This is a genomic window from Flavobacterium sp. SM15 (assembly GCF_022012335.1).
GTDB lineage: Bacteria > Bacteroidota > Bacteroidia > Flavobacteriales > Flavobacteriaceae > Flavobacterium.
Genome location: NZ_JAKLTO010000001.1, coordinates 113,015 through 129,472, shown reverse-complemented (window position 1 = coordinate 129,472; position 16,458 = coordinate 113,015). Strand labels below are relative to the sequence as shown.

Below are 16,458 nucleotides of genomic sequence, written 5' to 3'. Positions count from 1 at the left end.
TGAATTGATAATCTCCTCTTCTTAGTGTTCAACTGAAAGTTTTTTGATGGTAAGGTAGGTAGTGTATATAATCAGGAGATACATTGAGTTTTAAAATTTAATAATTAGAAAACAGTACTTAAAACAGAATGTATGTTGTTTTTTTTTTTATGCAAAACAGATGATTTTAAAGATTCATAGTTTGTAAATAAGAAAGTTGAGTAAATCATAGATTGGACTTCAAAATTCCTTTGTCATCACAATCTTAATCTTTTTCTCATATCCAGAAATTACTTCATAATGCTTCAGAAAGCCCATTTCAAAAAGCTGCTTTGTCCAATTTGAGATACTTTCAACACTACAATTAAGCCTATTTGCAGAATATTCACGAGATGCAAAATAGGCTTTTTTGCCTTTTTTCATCGAATTATATTCACCCCAAAGTAACTTAGCTCCGGTATTCATTTTGAAATTGTAAACTTGATAAGGAAGGATGATATCTCGGAAATCACAAACTGTGTTTTCTTTGAATTTATCTGTCAAGATAAATTTTGATTTCTCTTTTTTGAGATAACCAAGCGAGACAAGGTTTTTACGGCAGTATGAAACGATATTTTGATGCAAATGGAGTAGAAGCCCCACACGAGCATTAGAAAACTGGTTATATCCTTTCTTTTTGCTTAAAGTGAAATCCAGAGCTAAAATAAGTTTTTCATTGAATGATAGTTCTTGATTGCTTAGGATTTGACTTGGAACAATGATTGTTAGTTTTTTATCAAAAGCGATATTTGGTTTGTATGGAGCTAATTCATTACCCATTACGATGCTGTTTAGAATTTTTGTAACTGTACTCAAAGCGCAAACACTGCGCAACACTAAAGAAACTTTTTATCACCAAATTTGCATTTCATCACACCAATCTTGCACTTGTGTTTCACCAAAAATGCACTTCAATTTAAACCAATCATCCATTTCAAAAACACCAATTTTGCACTTATAATTAAGTACTTATTTAAGAATTGAATTAAAGAGAATAATTAAAAAGATGAATGACGAACATCTTGTTGGTTCCAGAAAAAGGAACCAACAAGATGTCCGTTGACCAATTTAATATTCGTTAGAAAATAGCAAAGTACAATAGTTGTGTTCAGGTAAGAAATCACCACTTTCAATCATAGCTTTACTAAGTTGGTCAATAAAGAATAGTTTTTCTTTAGTTTTCGAATTTTCAAAGACAATTAAATAATCCAGTCCGTTGTTAATCTCTACAAGTAATTTGGTTATCTGAACCATCTGAAAAATTATTTTTTTGTCGATACGAAGATGAACCTCTCTTGAAATATAGATATTACCGTTAAAACAATAATCACCCTCGAAGGATTGAGTTTTAATTGTCCAATTGCCTTGCAATTTGAATTCGCCAAAAAGCTGTTTTGTTTTATTGATTACCATGATTTTGTTTTTGAGGTAACCTTCACAACTTTTCATAAAAAATACCTGTTGCATATCTTTTATTAAAGGGAGGACTTTGCAAACAGGTATACCGACTCTATAAATGAGTCAAAGAGGTTATGTCGTATTTCTTTTTATGCTGTAATAGCAAATGTTTCTTTGAGTGCCTTCCTCTATAAAAAAAAGACACTGAAAGAAACTTAGTTTTTTGAATCATAAAGTCGTGTGAACAGTAAATGAATTGTCACTATTTTCAGTTATTGTAATCAAATCTCTGTTGAATTTGTCATTAAAGTACAATTCAATTTTTGCATTTCTCAGATTGTTGTAATTCCATAATTTAAATTTCAACATGGATTTATCATCGTTGTTATATGAAAATTGCTCTTCAGTTTCATCAACAGAAAAGTCTAACCCATATGTTCTGAATATAAGCCTAAGAATGCCTTGAAAATAGTAGTGTCTAAAGATAAAGAAATTTTGATTATACAAATTTTCAGTCATTAATTTTACATGTGTGATAGTGGCATAGTCTTCTCCGTCAATGCAATATCCTGTTACATCTGCTTCAGAGTCTCCCTCTCCAAGATTAAATATATTCAAGCTAATTCTCTTCTTTTCATTGCCACACTTTGAAAAGGTCTTTTTAATCATTTTTTCAAATTTACCAGTGAAAAATATAATTTTTATCTGCTCATCATTTAATGAATCGTTATTGATTTGAGGTCTTTTACTAACCATTTCATTAGGGTAGTTGCTTTTTTGATTATCTAAACCGGAATCGTATAAGTTTTTTAGTCTTAAATTAATAGTTTGTTGTACTTTTTTCGGTAGCTTGGAAATATCAGTTTTCCTCATTTCAATGGTAGCCAGACCATTTTTGGAAAGGTAAATTTTAGAGTAGTGTTTGAAACTATCAAAGAAATAGAAATCACCAATTTTGTTTTCTGAATGTAGTGTAGCATAATTCTGCTTTAATTGATTAAAAGATACGTTTTCAAATTGTGTCAGGACATAAGAAAGTTTGTCTTTTTCCATGATAAAGCGTTTGCAATAGTTGGCTTTTATGCCAAAATCATATAGTAATTGATTTTGATAACATTGATAGACTTCTGTTATCTCGCCGTTATAGTATTTTGTATCACAAGTCCAATATGAGTTTGCTCTATTTCCAAAATGATCAGGTTTTCTGTGATTCTTGGTTGAATATTCTACAAATTGTTTTACAAACTCAGCATCTTGCCCAATTTCAATATCTTGTGAATGTGCTGTTAATGTCGATAGAATAAGTACGAATTTAAGTGTACTTAACAAAGGTCTTAGTCTCATAAGGCGTTTAAACTATTTGTTTGGTGTTGGAAGTAATTTTAAACTGTCAATCTGGTGTTGAATCTCGATACGTCTTTCTCCAATTTTTTTCATTTCTTGCGCACGATCGAAAGCTTGGTCGCGGGTCAGTTTATTATGTACAACATTATAGGAATACTCTCTTAAAAGTAATCGGTTGCGTTCACCTAATGAATCATGAAGTCTTTCCAATTCGGCGATGTGGTACTTAGTGGATTTAGGTTTTTTAAAAGAATTGCAGTTAAAATATAGTAGACCGATTAATGTAAAGGTCAAAACAGTAACTTTTTTCATAAACTAACATTTTTTAGTTTCTGTTAGTTCCTGAACAGAAGTGATTAGAAACACGAAGCGTGGAACTGAAAGCTTACTGCAAGGGAGGTACTGGTATACCGCTACACAAATAAACAGACAGCCCACGCCAGAGGGTGGGCGTAGAGTCTATTTATTCTAGTGCAGATTTAAATTACCAGTTTTCCCTTGCAAGAATAAAATAGCTTACGCTTTTATATTTTCGATATTTTCAGATGTAAAAATACAAAGAATTTACAATCAATTGCAAACATGTGTTTTTGACGCAAATAAAAAGGATAGCATTTCGCTATCCTTTAATTCTGATATGTAGATATCACCCTTAAGCCGATTTGCTTAGGAATTGATCTAAAATGCGTTGTGCATTTTCTTCTTTTGATATTTTGATATAACTCATAAAGGACTTTTCAGTTGAATGTCCGGTTAACTGCATGATAGCCAGTGTGTCAATTCCTCTTTTATATAAATTGGTAGCAAAACTCCGTCTTGCGGTATGTGTACAGACCATGTCATGTTTTGGATAAAACTTCTTAATGGTTTTACTTCCTCTAGTATGTGTTTTTTCAATCATCTCATTAAGTTTAGCTTCTTTGGCAATGATTTTCAAATATTGATTCATTTTTTGATTGCAATATACTTTTGGGAGTGTTCCGTTATATTTGTCAAGAATCGCTTTTACTTCTGGGAATAGCGGTAAGACCACTCTTGCACCCGTTTTTTGGGTTTTGAGAGTTATCCTGTTCAATGAAATATTATTGGTGGTAAGTGTTGAGAAATCACTGAAGCGCAAACCAGTGTAACAACCAATAATAAACAAGTCTCTCGCCTGTTCATATTTTTTACAATAGCTTAAATCCAGATCAATTATCGTTTTAAGTTCTTCCTCGCTTAAGTAGATGTTGTCTACTTCTTCCCTTAGAGCCTTAAATTCACGACTCTTATACGCCATACTATGATTATAACCTCTTTCTGTAGCACTATTTAAAATAGACTTTAAAACTTTAATGATCTTTCCAAAACCATTATTTCCAAGTTCTTTAACATTGGTATAGAAATCAAAGAATGAAAAATAAAAGTCAGTATCGAAACTTTCCCAATTTAAAGTAACATCTTTATTAAGTTCATAGGCTTTAAGATTGTTAATGATGTTATTATAACTTCTAAGTGTATTGGGTTTCAATTTCATTTTAGCATCATTAATGTACAAGTCTACAAAATCCCAAAAAGTAATTGATACTTTTTTGATTTTTTCCTGTTTATCACCATTGTAAAGTGCTTTGATGTATGTACTTGTCGGATCAATGTCGTTTGCCAAGGCAGAATTGATAAAATCTTCAATTTTTTGCCTTTGTTTGGAAAGTAGAACGTTGAATTTGTTATAACCAGAATATGATTTTTTGATGCATTGGTTTTTAGTATCAAAATATTGAATGTCAATATTTTTTCCAGTATAAAAATATACAGATGGTTCTTTGTGTGTGTAACGGTACATTAGCATATACATATTACTTTTAGTCTTTTTTTGTGACTGAGACTGTTTTACAATCAATTTAAGAATAGCCATAATTACAATTTTATTAAGTGGTACAATTTTTCGGGAAGGTCCCTACTTTTTATTTTATTCAATAAATTTTTAAAAGGATAGGTCATCATAGTTTAAATCATTGGTAATGAATTTGTTTTTTGTTGAGTCTGAAATGACAAGTTGTTTTACTTTTAATGAGTTCCTTCTAGCGGTTTTTTTGCTGTGGGAAATGTTCATTTCATCAATAGTTTGTAGGACGAAATTGTTTATGTCAACATCACAAATCAGTCCAATTTTTTGTAGTGTATAATAAAGGATGTCATCAAATTTTTCACCGACGATCGCATTTGATATAGAAGAATAAATTAGCTTTTGGTATAGAACTTCTTCAATTATTGCTATTTCAGGTCTGAAATCTGATTTCAATAATTGATTTAATGTTAGATTTTTAGGTTTTAAGAATTTTACTTCGGTTTTAACAATATTCTCGCTTTCAAAAATTATACTGTCAAAAAGAACTTTAGGTGGTTTTTTCTTGAGATTATATTTGACATCATAGATTTTGAAATCAAAATTTGGATTTGAATAAATAGAAATATATTTCTCCTTTTTTAGCAGATTCGATCCTTGTATAGACAAAATGTTTTTAAGGATATCCGAAGTTGGACTTTGAGCATTATGAATTATAGCAAACTCATACTGTTTTACAGTCGACTTAAATAGGTCAACTTTTAAGATTCTTGATAGGAGGGTTATTGTTTCAAATGCTTCAGAAGGATAGTAATTGCAATAATTGTGACCATGTGTTAGATATGGTAAACTGCAAGAAATGCTTAAAAATGATTTTTCCTCATTGTAATAAATGTCAATGTTTTTACCAAACAAGGGTTTCCCTTCGAAGATATTTTCTGGGGTGTTAATATGGTTCCTTTTTTTGATAGTAGGATGTTCAATAAGGTGCTGTTTGTCTATGTAATAAACACCATTTTGTTCCAATTTTATGTAATCAAATTGCCTCATAATATTATATTTAAAGATTATTAATGTGTTTCGGACCAGTTAGATCCGGTTTTGAGTTCAACTTCTAGTGGGATGATCATGGTAAATGCATTTTCCATTTCGTATTTAATTAGGGCTGACATATACCCAGCCTCATCATTGGGTACGTCAAATAATAACTCATCGTGTACTTGAAGAATCATTTTTGATTGCAGATTCTCTGAAAGAATGCGCTTATGGATATTGACCATTGCAATTTTAATGATGTCAGCAGCAGTTCCCTGAATAGGTGTGTTAAGTGCTAGTCTCTTTGCATTCTCACGCTTTTTAGGGTCAAGGGAGTTAATGTCTTTCAGAGGTCTTTTGCGACCCAATAATGTCTGAGCATAGCTGTTGATTGTAGCCTCATAGATTAATTCTTCACGACATTTGGCAACTCCTTGGTATAACTCGAAATAGTCATGAATCATTTGCTCGCAGAATTCTAAAGAGTAGTCCATTCCTCCGTTAACGAAGAGGTTTTCTCTGAGTCCATGAGCAGACATACCGTAGATAAGACCGAAATTGACAATCTTGCCAACATTGCGTTGTTCTTTTGTTATAGTATCAAATGGTTTGTTGAATATTTTGGCAGCTGTCAAACTGTGTAGGTCAATGCCGTTCTTGTAGGAATGAATCATTGTTTTATCCATACTGATTGCAGCCATAACTCGAAGTTCAATATTGGAATAGTCAGCTCCAATTAGTATGTGGTTAGGTGAAGAGGCTGTAAATACTTCGCGTAACCTTTTGCCTGATGTTCGACTTGGAATGTTTTGGAGGTTGGGATTGCTGCTGCTCAATCGTCCTGTCTCGGTAACAGTCTGATTAATTGAGGTGTGTAATTTCCCTGTTACAGGATTGATATTACCAAGTGCGGGAATAAAAGTTTTTTGCACTTTTACCAAACCACGATACTCAATAATTTTTGAAATCACGGGATGTTGAGCGGTTAAGCGCAATAGGACTTTACGCGAAGTACTATATAGTCCATTCTTGCCTTTAGATCCAATAGGATTTATTTGCAATTCATTAAATAGAAATTCATTTAATTGCTTTGTAGAATTGATATTGAATGTTTTTTTGGTGTATGACTGCATTTCACATAAAAGCCTTTCGCAATCCTTAGTTAAATCATCAGCAATAGCATTTACTTTTAAAGTATCAATGGTAATGCCGTTATTTTCCATATCAGCTATGACAGACACTAAAGCGCAGTCCAAATCATAGATCTCTTGTAAATTTTTACCGTAAATTTGTGGCACAAGATGGCTATACAATTGAAGAGTCTGATCTACATCTTCACAGGCATAATCAGTAACTTTTTTAAGGTCGACACCAACAAGCGTTTTATTTTTTTGTGGTCCAATGGCTATGTCACCAAACTCAATTTGTTTGTAATTGAAATGTAGTATGGAAAGTAGTTTTAGTCCATGCTTTTTACGATTAGGAAATAAAACATAGTCTGCAACCATAGTGTCGTGAATACGCCCTTTAACAGTAATGCCATAACGTTTCAAAACTTTGATGTCAAACTTTAGATTATGTCCAATCTTTTCAATGGAAGCATCTTCAAATAATGGTTTGAGAGTCTCTAATACTGTTTTATTATAATTTTCATCATCAGTATAAGCAATGTAATAACCCTTATAGGGAGCCACGGATAAGGCAAAGCCAAGTAACCCACAACTATGGATGTCTTTAGTTGTGGTCTCTAAATCGAACGCTAAATATTTCATTTTAAGAGTTTTTTAGGTCTTTTATAGCCTTTTTGAGTTTGATAGGTGTATCAACAAGTTTATAGTCAGTATCCACTGAATTGATGTCTTTTTGGGTCAGTTCTTCAATGGTTTTATCCGTAATAATTTCAAAGTACTTTTTGGTGTCAGAAGGAGTCTCTTTGAAATCGATGTTTTTATAGTTAAAGTACAATTTGACTTTACGAGTAAAAGTACCTTTAGCAGGTAGGTTGTTACGGTTAATAATTGCACCACTTGAAACAAATTCGTTAAATAAATCTTGTTTGTGAAGTTTGGTAATGCCTTCGGCTAGTTTCTCGTCTAAGAACTCAATGAGTTCTTCACCGACTTCTGCTAACAAAGCTCTGTTGTCAATATTGATTTTAGGAGGGTTAATCAGTCCGAAACACAAATAATACTGAACACAGAAGAAGATGAAATTGTAATAGTGGTGCCACTGCTCACTATCGGCTTCCCAATCCAAAAACAGCAAGTGACCAAATTCATCTTTAGGTGTATGGTTAGCACCAAAGTGATTAGATAGCTCAATCTGATATTTACGTCTTTCAGAACTGTTGCCATGAGTCTGTTTAATCATGTGGTTAGTAGTAATCACGACCTTTGGAGATTTTTCAAAAGGGATAATCAATGACGATTTGTACTTTCTGTGTATGGTGATGGCATCGGTGCTGAAATTAAAAAATGAATCCAAATGAGCATTTTTAGGCGCATCATTTAGTAGCATAATTGCTGTCTGCTCATCAATTCCATCATAAGTAAAAGTGTAATCGGTCTTAAAAGACTTGCCACCAATCTCAAAAATCCTTAAAGCATAGGATAAAGCTTTAATAAGTAAAGATTTATCAACTCCACCATTGGCACCATTACTGTCATTGGCTACTTGGTCAAGTAGAATGATTATCTTAGGATTGGCTGGGTCTTTATAACGATGAACTAAGTACCCAATCACAGTAACAAATGCCTTAAAACGATGAAGGGATTTATCAGCTAATAACCAAACAAACTTGGTGTACTCTCCTTTGAGAAATTGGGCCCCTTTAATTTCAACAGATCTCTGGATAATATCTGAGTCAATGCGTTTGTGTGGAAAGGAACCTAACTCTAACCTTTCAATACTTTTAGAGCTAATCTCTACGACCCCATTTTGAAAAGGCATGAAAGATTTGTGTTTGGTGTCTATATTGGACTCGTAAAGAATTGGTTCACCAAAAGAAAGTGCTTTTTCACTGAAAGCATAATTGTAATCGTCAAGTACGCAATCTAAAACTGTTTCTAATGAGATGTCATCCATTCCATCAGGATAACACTCGATAATTTTCTTTTGTATGAAAGGAGCTAAATTTTTCTCATCTATTCTTACATAGTACATTTCTAATTCAAGAACTATAAATGTCCCTGCATTAGAAGACAATCTCATCAAGCCTAATGATTCTAGAAATTTATAGTAGAGAAACTTTCTCAACTTATAGGCACCACGTTGCTTTACAACGAATATAATAAGTTCCTCCATAACCCTTATTTGTCGTTTAGGTTATGAAAGAAAGTCTCTACTTCTGAAATTTTAAAACGAACTGCCCCATCAATTTTTATAACCGGAAAGGTTTTATGTTTCTTTCGTAGTTTGTTGATGTGTGATTTAGAAACACTTAGGTGTTTGGCTAATTCGTCCGTGGTTAATAACGATGAATTTGTGCTTGTTGAGCTAAAATCATGTTTTGATAGAGCTCTTTCAACTGAATTTTCAACTTTATTAGAAATGGAGTTTTCCAATTCTGAAAATAAGTTGGTTAGGTAATACTGTATTTTTTCTTTCATATGTCACTAGTTAATTTTTGGTAAAACTAACTGATTGGACCTATGATTTTTTTAAAATGTGTAATCGGTTACTTTTTGCGTACTTTTTACATATTTTAACATTTTATATTACATGATAAGCTTTGAAAAAATTTTTGTATTGATTTATTATCATCACAGTTATTTAAATAATTTTCTCTTATCTTTTTAAAAGACAGAAACATAATAATAGCGAAGTTGATTTTATTGGTGGCTTTGATATAGTGTTTTTCGTTAATTTTTTGCATAAAGTCATTTCTGCTAAACTTCAAATCCTCTTTTTTTCTTTCTTTCGATTTGGATTTTTTAACACTGTGGCTGATCGCTTTATCTTTTAGTATTTCTCGTCTTTCTTTATACTTTTTATATATTCTGTGAAATGCTCTATGAACTCCAGCGCTGTCTTCATACTCAATTGCCAATAAACGAATAGAGGGTTGTTCAATAGTGTAGTCAAATGAGTTGTTCAGTATTCCATTTATTTGGTCTTCACTAAAAAAATTGCCCAACTCTTGATGAAAAAAGCTAATAAATTCATGTTTTTTATAAATTAAAGGAAGTCTTTCCCATTCTCCTAATTCATAGAATTTTGTATCTCGCTCACTTTCATTGAAATTATCAATCTTTGAATCAAATTTCAAGCTTTTTTGATAATGTCTTTTTGTCATTATGAGTTGACTTTTACAACTTTTGCAGATACTATTATAATAGTCAGTTAATTTATCTAAAGCTTCAAAAGCTTCGGAATTACCTAAAGCTTCAAATTCTTTTATTTTTTTGTTAGCTAATGAATTTTTATTCTTTAAATCCAGATGCGTTAGAATATTCTTTAAAATAAGATATTTTTCTTCTAATGTATATTTCGGGTCTTCAATAATTGTTTTCAAATCTTTTCCAGATTTCAAGGCTTCGATATCATAGTTGGTGAAGTCTCTAACAACAGAAAGTATTTTTAAAGCAGATATAGGATCCACTCTAGTCAATTGAGGCTCTGAAAATCTCATATTAATTAGTTTTGCTGTAGACAAAAATAATAATGATAAAATAGATTTTCTTGAGAAAAATTAACCATTTTCTGGACCTCATTTGTTTTCCATCTTAAACAAACCGCAATTAATGCGGTTTATTTAAGATTTTGTGTGGTACAGAGTGTATCACATTTAAGTTTTTTATGGCTGAGTATGTGTTGTTTTAACACGACCAATAATTTTATCAATATCTTCTCGAAGTTCTTTGGATTTTTGTGTCCAAAGAAAATGAGAGTTTTGAAAGTTGTTTTCTTTCCATACCCCATCTAGATAATCAGTAAATAATTTCGTTCTTTCTAGTCTTTTATTTATGTCATGAGAGTTCGTGATTTTTCCTCTTGACTCAATATCAAAAATGGGTGTATCTACTATAATAGCATCTACATAAGTAAACGAATTTATTAAATAATTTAAATGATAAATTCCAGTCCCAGTAGCTCTAATTTTTAAATTGTTTTTCTCTATATTTAATACATTACCTTTTTCTGAGGTTTCGAATAACCCTTTAGAATACATGAAGTTTAAGGCTAAATCAATTGTCGATGGGATGTAGCCAATTTTCTGCATCTGAGAGTAAATTTCAGTAATTTCGATGAAACCTTCATTTCTGTTGTTTACCGAACAGTCATTGAGTATTCCAAGAATAAATGAAATTGTGAAATGATCTTTTGAATCATTTGTTCTCACATCAAAAATGTTTGTTATTTCCAAGTTAGAAGGACTGTAATAAATATTATCGCCAAAAATCACACTCCGTAATACTTCATGAACTGGAATTGTGTAATTTCCTGTTGTTTCAATAATATTTAGAATTTTTTCAGTATCAACATGCCCACTACCAAAAAATTTTTTAATTAGTTCAATGGCAATCCGTATGTTTCCGTTAGATACATTCTCGAAAAATTTATACAAACCATGATTTACCTCTAAGGATTCTTTAAAACATTCTATCAATTCATCTAGCTTTGAGAAGCTTGTTTTATTTTGCAAATTACTTAAATGTATCTCGCCACTTGTGATTTTTTGAGCAAATGATAATCTTCTGATTATAACTTCATCTATTCTTGGGGGTGCAATTGTAAAAGCCTTTGGATGATATCCACTTAATGCACCTTCTTTCTTTTTGGTTCGATGAAAAGTTTCAGGTCTTAAGCATAAAAATGCAACCACAGGCCAATCAGCTGCAAACTCTTGGGAAACCAGAAAAGCGGTTTCTTGGTCATTGTCATTTCTTTGATCGCAGTTGTCAATAAATACAATTATTTGCTTTTTCTGATTTTTAGAAATGTGTTCCAATGACTTCTTGATATGTGTGATTTCATCAGAAACTAATTCAGATAAAAAATCTATTTCTTTTTCGATAGCTTTGTTTAAATCAATTTCGTATAATCGCTTAACTTGAACGCTTTTTTTGAAATTTGCTAGCTCAGAAAAATAAGCATGACGAACAAAATCATCATCGTTAATATCTATGTTGTATAAATCCTGTAATTGCTCCTTGATAATTTTAATTATCGAGACTCTGACATCTAATGAGATTATTGCTTTAGAACCTAAGTCAATTTTAAAAGTTATAGATTTTTCAAATACTTGAGGTGCTTCAACTAATAGTAAGTTGTCAATAAAAGTGGATTTTCCTACACCAACATCACCTATCAATAAAATAGGTCTTTTGCTCATGCTATTTGCAAAAAGTTCTAATAGTTCGCCAGAAATTCCTTTTTTGGTTGCAATTTGATCTAATGTGGCTTTTTTATCATTGCTCTCAAATAAATATGTATATCTAGTGCTGAGAATTTGTTTGCTTAAGATGGAATATTGTGATAACGATCCGCTTTTACAATAACATTCAGATAAAAAATCCTTTTCGATTGATTTTTCCCTAATTATATCCTCAAGTACTAAATCACTTAAAATTTCAAGATCAACCTGAAAAGGGTTTCTGTTTTTTATTCCCGGATAATCTGTTATTGTTGATGATAATTTAGGAGGCAATACTTCTTCAGTTGAGCCTACAAGCTTCTTTGTTAAATATTCTTCTTGAAAGCCAATTTTTGATAGACAATTCCAAACCTCTTTATAATTATTCAAGAAAACTTCTAATGATGGGATTACAAGTGCTACCCCATCCAAAGGGGAAATTGAATCATTCCGGTTGGCTATGAATGCTATTATTTGCCATCCGTTAGAGATGATACCAATTTGTATACCTCTTTCGTGACAATAACCACTAACTTGTAATAGTGCAGCTTTTATATTTGGATTGTCTTTGCAAATAGATTTTAAAGGCATAATTATTTTTTTCTTCCCCACAGGTAATTCGAAATAATTTCCAACTCTTTTTGCCTCTAAAACCGCTACTGGCCTGAATAAATTTAGTTTGTAATCAGCATAATTGCCATCTTTTACGTCTTCGTTATTAATGTCTTTTAAATCCCATTCAAGACACTGTGTCAATATGGTATCTATAAATCTGAATCTGGTGTCAGCTTCATTAAATTTTTCAATGTCTAAAGATTTAAATTCACAATTTAAATCTTCTATAACTTTACGTCCTAGTTCGTATTTGTCCATTTTTGCTGATTGAATAAGCTTGATCTGTAAATGTAACTAATTTCTGAATCTATATTTTAATATCATTTCCTCTAAAATGCCTGTTTGAACTATTAAACTAAATGAAGAAGTGGTATTTTGAGAGATATCTTTGATTGATGTTCTGTTTCAAATATATAATTTTTTAATCATTTTCGAACAGTTTTTACGCACGATGGAGTTGTTTTTTTGAAAGTTAGGGTTTCCTCGTTATTTCAAAAATTACTTTATAACTTACTATGAAATTTTGTATAAGATTTGTGTTAGTTTCAGAAGAAATGTCTAGTTTGTTAAAACCTGATTTGTTCGAAAACCTAAGAGGTAAATCGTTCTTAAATATGGACTACTTGAAATAAGTTAATTGGTTTTGATTCGAGAATGAAGATGCTGTCAAAAATCGATACAATTCCATCCTTTAAGTCCGTTTATTTACAATGTATTGCAGAGAATCTTTAAAGGTGAAAATCGCTTTCAGTTTTTCAGTAAAAGTTGAGCGGATATGTGAATGAGATCTTTGCGAAGTGTTGCCGTTATTGACTTGGCGAGCAAAGTTTGACCATTTTTCGTATTTGGCATTAAAAAACCCTTGAAATCACAGTGATATCAAGGGTTTTATGTGGTACCTCCAGGAATCGAACCAGGGACACACGGATTTTCAGTCCGTTGCTCTACCAACTGAGCTAAGGTACCTTTTTGTTGCTTTCGTTAAGCGTGTATTGCTTGTTGATTGCGGGTGCAAATATAGAACCATTTTTCATTTATGCAAAACAATTTTTTAAAAAAATCAATTTGTATCTTTGTTTGCACAAACAAGTAAACATGCTTTTAACCGTCGATGTGGGGAATACCCGAATTAAAGTTGCTGTATTTGAGAAAGATAGTATTTTGATGCACGCTGTTTTTCTGAAAGATGAAGCTGAAAAAAAAATTGAAAATATTTTTAAAAATTTTTCTGGAATTACCTTTTCCGTGTTTTCATCGGTGGGAAAGTTGGATGAATCGGTTTTAAATTTGCTGCGCAGACATTCAAATCTGAATATAATTTCTTCCGAAACCCATTTTCCGTTTCAAAATAAATACGAAACCCCAAAAACTTTAGGAGTGGACCGTATGGTTTTGGCTTCTGGAGCTACTTTGCTTTTTCCGGAGCAACATCGTTTAATTATTGATGCAGGAACTTGTATTACCTATGATTTTGTCGATGCTCAAAACAATTATTTGGGCGGTGCAATTTCACCCGGTTTTCGATTGCGTTATGAATCTCTGCACAATTATACCGCCAAATTGCCGTTGCTTACTTTGGAGCAACCCGAAGGCTTTATTGGAAATTCCACCAAAGAATCTATTCATTCCGGTGTTGTAAACGGAATTGTAAACGAAATTGAAGGGTTTATTGAACGGTATCGCCAAGAATATCAACATTTAACAGTAATTTTAACAGGAGGTGATGCGGAATTTTTGGCTAAAAACATAAAAAGCACCATATTTGCCAATTCAAATTTTCTTTTAGAAAGTTTAAACCACTTACATAATTATATAAGCGACAATGATTAAAAAGATAATCTTAGGAATTAGTATACTTTTTTCAACTTCAATTTTTGCACAGGAAGGAACGGCCTCACCTTATTCAAACTTCGGACTTGGAGAGGTGAAATTCCGAGGAACAGTAGAAAACAGATCAATGGGAGGAATTAGTACTGTTGTTGATACGACTAATGTTAACTTGCAGAATCCGGCTTCCTATGCTTTTTTAAAGTTTACTTCTTTTTCCATTGGAGGGACTAACAGCAGAACGAATTTTAAGACCAATACTCAAAATGAAAAAACCCAGCGTACCACGCTTGATTATCTTGCTGTAGGGATTCCTATGGGGAAGTTTGGTGCGGCTTTTGGTTTGATGCCTTATTCTAATGTAGGGTATAAAATCCAATCACTTGACACCTCTACAGATCCGGATCAGCATAAAAGTTTTATCGGTGAAGGAGCTGTAAACCGAGTTTTTGCAGGAGTTTCGTATAGAATTTTACCTGAATTAAGTGTAGGTGCAGATTTTCAGTACAATTTTGGTAGTACTAAAACACAGGCCGTTGTAACTATGAAGGATATACTTAAGTCTTCCAGAACCAAAAATACCTCCAAATACAGTGGTTTTTCAACAAACCTGGGGGCATATTACCAGAAAAAAATAAGTGGTAAATATTCTTTTGCTGCCAATGTAATGTTCTCGCCAAAAACAAAAATTACTTCTGAAAACACCAGAAATGTTGCGGTAGTAACCTATTCTTCGTCAGGGGCAGAAATTATTGAAGCAGATAGTAATACAAAAGTTACTTTGGCAGATACCGAATTAACACTGCCGTCTAAACTAACTTTTGGTTCGGGATTTGGGGATATGAAGAAATGGTTTACCGCTGCTGAATATGTAGTACAGGGTAAAAATGATTTTACAGTTGTAAATACCGGCGGGAACTTTACTTTTTCACACAGAAAAGGAGAGCGTTTCTCATTAGGAGGATATTATATTCCAAAATACAACTCCTTTACAAGTTACTTTGATCGCATTACCTACCGAGTGGGTTACCGTTACGAAAATACAGGATTGGTAATTAACAGCAGAAGTATCATTGACAATGCGGTTACTTTAGGATTTGGATTTCCAGTTGGAAACGTGATCTCGAAAATTAATTTAGGATTAGAATACGGAAAACGAGGAACCCGAAGCAACGGTTTGGTGGAAGAGAATTATTTTAACGTAAGTTTCGGATTGTCTATTGGTGATCGTTGGTTTGTTAAGCCGAAATATGATTAATTTTTATGTTGTTTAACACGATTAAATATGGTCTGAGTTTAGTAGTCGCGGCAGTTGTTGCGACTCTATTGTTTTCTTGTGAAAGCAATTTCAAAGAAGTTCAGAAAATTAATTCGGTTAGTTTTACCCCCACCGGAGAAGCAGATACTTTAAATTTGAAGTACACCGATTCGGGAAAAGTTAAAGCGATATTAGAGAGTCCGAAAATGTTGGATTATGGGACGCTTAAGTATCCGTTTACCGAATTTCCTAAAGGGGTTCATGTTACCCTTTACGATGATCAGAACCAGAAAAGTTATGTAGATGCCAATTATGCCATCAGCTATGCTAAAACAAATATCATTGATTTGCAGGGCAATGTGAGAATTACATCAAGTGACGGGAAGCTTTTACAGACCGAGCAATTGTACTACGATCAGAAGAATGAGTGGTTTTTTACCGAAAAGCATTTTAAATATACCGATGCCGCTGGTGGTTATCTTGAAGGTCCTGGAGTAGATTTCAGTAAGGATTTTAAGGTTTTTAATATGCAGAACAGTTCGGGACAGGTAACCAAATTAAATTGATTTTATAATGAAAGTATTCAAATACGTTTATGTGATTTATGCGGTTATGGCCGTACTTTTTTTGTATGATGGGATAGTGAAATACCAGGAAGGGCAAAACTGTATTTTAAGTTTTCTTTTCGCAGGTGTGGCTATTTTTATGTTTTTTTTCCGAAAACATTTCGCAGACAAAATGCATAAATAACATAAATAATTAAAAACCGGGCTTAAAAAACTT

15 protein-coding genes and 1 tRNA gene are annotated in these 16,458 nt (G+C 32.4%); 4 read left to right on the top strand and 12 right to left on the bottom strand.

Going from position 1 to position 16,458, the window contains the following annotated elements:
• Positions 1-219: 219 nt before the first annotated feature.
• The 12 genes from LZZ90_RS00565 to LZZ90_RS00510 all read right to left on the bottom strand — a co-directional run bounded on the left by LZZ90_RS00565 (position 220) and on the right by LZZ90_RS00510 (position 13,556).
• Positions 220-798, bottom strand: coding sequence for a hypothetical protein (locus tag LZZ90_RS00565; protein ID WP_237788737.1), 579 nt, complete (start codon positions 796-798; stop codon positions 220-222).
• Positions 799-1,086: 288 nt separating this feature from the next.
• Positions 1,087-1,431 carry a hypothetical protein gene (locus LZZ90_RS00560; protein WP_237788736.1) on the bottom strand — a complete coding sequence of 115 codons (345 nt, stop codon included), beginning with the start codon at positions 1,429-1,431 and terminating at the stop codon, positions 1,087-1,089.
• 213 nt (positions 1,432-1,644) lie between these two features.
• Positions 1,645-2,760: a hypothetical protein gene (locus tag LZZ90_RS00555; protein ID WP_237788735.1), complete on the bottom strand. Its 1,116-nt coding sequence runs from the start codon at positions 2,758-2,760 to the stop codon at positions 1,645-1,647.
• Positions 2,761-2,772: 12 nt separating this feature from the next.
• Positions 2,773-3,072: a hypothetical protein gene (locus tag LZZ90_RS00550; RefSeq protein ID WP_237788734.1), complete on the bottom strand. Its 300-nt coding sequence runs from the start codon at positions 3,070-3,072 to the stop codon at positions 2,773-2,775.
• A gap of 340 nt (positions 3,073-3,412) precedes the next feature.
• A complete protein-coding gene (locus LZZ90_RS00545; RefSeq protein WP_237788733.1) occupies positions 3,413-4,654 on the bottom strand; it encodes a site-specific integrase in 1,242 nt (413 codons plus the stop codon).
• A gap of 69 nt (positions 4,655-4,723) precedes the next feature.
• Positions 4,724-5,635, bottom strand: coding sequence for a hypothetical protein (locus tag LZZ90_RS00540; protein ID WP_237788732.1), 912 nt, complete (start codon positions 5,633-5,635; stop codon positions 4,724-4,726).
• A 20-nt stretch (positions 5,636-5,655) separates the two neighbouring features.
• Positions 5,656-7,392: a DNA polymerase gene (locus tag LZZ90_RS00535; RefSeq protein WP_237788731.1), complete on the bottom strand. Its 1,737-nt coding sequence runs from the start codon at positions 7,390-7,392 to the stop codon at positions 5,656-5,658.
• Position 7,393: 1 nt separating this feature from the next.
• The gene (locus LZZ90_RS00530; protein ID WP_237788730.1) at positions 7,394-8,830 is read right to left on the bottom strand and encodes a hypothetical protein; all 1,437 of its coding nucleotides are present in this window, start codon (positions 8,828-8,830) and stop codon (positions 7,394-7,396) included.
• Between the two features lie 98 nt (positions 8,831-8,928).
• Positions 8,929-9,228, bottom strand: a complete 300-nt coding sequence (locus tag LZZ90_RS00525) for an AlpA family transcriptional regulator (protein ID WP_237788729.1) — start codon at positions 9,226-9,228, stop codon at positions 8,929-8,931.
• A gap of 95 nt (positions 9,229-9,323) precedes the next feature.
• Positions 9,324-10,250 (bottom strand): hypothetical protein, encoded by a 927-nt coding sequence (locus LZZ90_RS00520; protein WP_237788728.1) that lies wholly within the window; start codon positions 10,248-10,250, stop codon positions 9,324-9,326.
• 165 nt (positions 10,251-10,415) lie between these two features.
• Entirely contained in the window at positions 10,416-12,848 is a 2,433-nt protein-coding gene (locus LZZ90_RS00515) for a hypothetical protein (protein ID WP_237788727.1), read from the bottom strand.
• A gap of 635 nt (positions 12,849-13,483) precedes the next feature.
• A tRNA-Phe gene (locus LZZ90_RS00510) sits at positions 13,484-13,556 on the bottom strand.
• A gap of 129 nt (positions 13,557-13,685) precedes the next feature.
• Between LZZ90_RS00510 and LZZ90_RS00505 the strand changes: the two genes are divergently transcribed.
• Genes LZZ90_RS00505 through LZZ90_RS00490 form a run of 4 tightly spaced genes read left to right on the top strand, consistent with a single transcriptional unit; the run spans position 13,686 to position 16,425 of the window.
• The gene (locus LZZ90_RS00505) at positions 13,686-14,420 is read left to right on the top strand and encodes a type III pantothenate kinase (RefSeq protein WP_237788726.1); all 735 of its coding nucleotides are present in this window, start codon (positions 13,686-13,688) and stop codon (positions 14,418-14,420) included.
• Positions 14,413-15,675 carry an outer membrane protein transport protein gene (locus tag LZZ90_RS00500; RefSeq protein WP_237788725.1) on the top strand — a complete coding sequence of 421 codons (1,263 nt, stop codon included), beginning with the start codon at positions 14,413-14,415 and terminating at the stop codon, positions 15,673-15,675. Before LZZ90_RS00505 ends, LZZ90_RS00500 begins: the two co-directional genes overlap by 8 nt.
• A gap of 5 nt (positions 15,676-15,680) precedes the next feature.
• Positions 15,681-16,241, top strand: a complete 561-nt coding sequence (lptC, locus tag LZZ90_RS00495) for an LPS export ABC transporter periplasmic protein LptC (RefSeq protein WP_237788724.1) — start codon at positions 15,681-15,683, stop codon at positions 16,239-16,241.
• 7 nt (positions 16,242-16,248) lie between these two features.
• Positions 16,249-16,425 (top strand): hypothetical protein, encoded by a 177-nt coding sequence (locus tag LZZ90_RS00490; RefSeq protein ID WP_237788723.1) that lies wholly within the window; start codon positions 16,249-16,251, stop codon positions 16,423-16,425.
• The last annotated feature ends 33 nt before the right edge of the window (positions 16,426-16,458 follow it).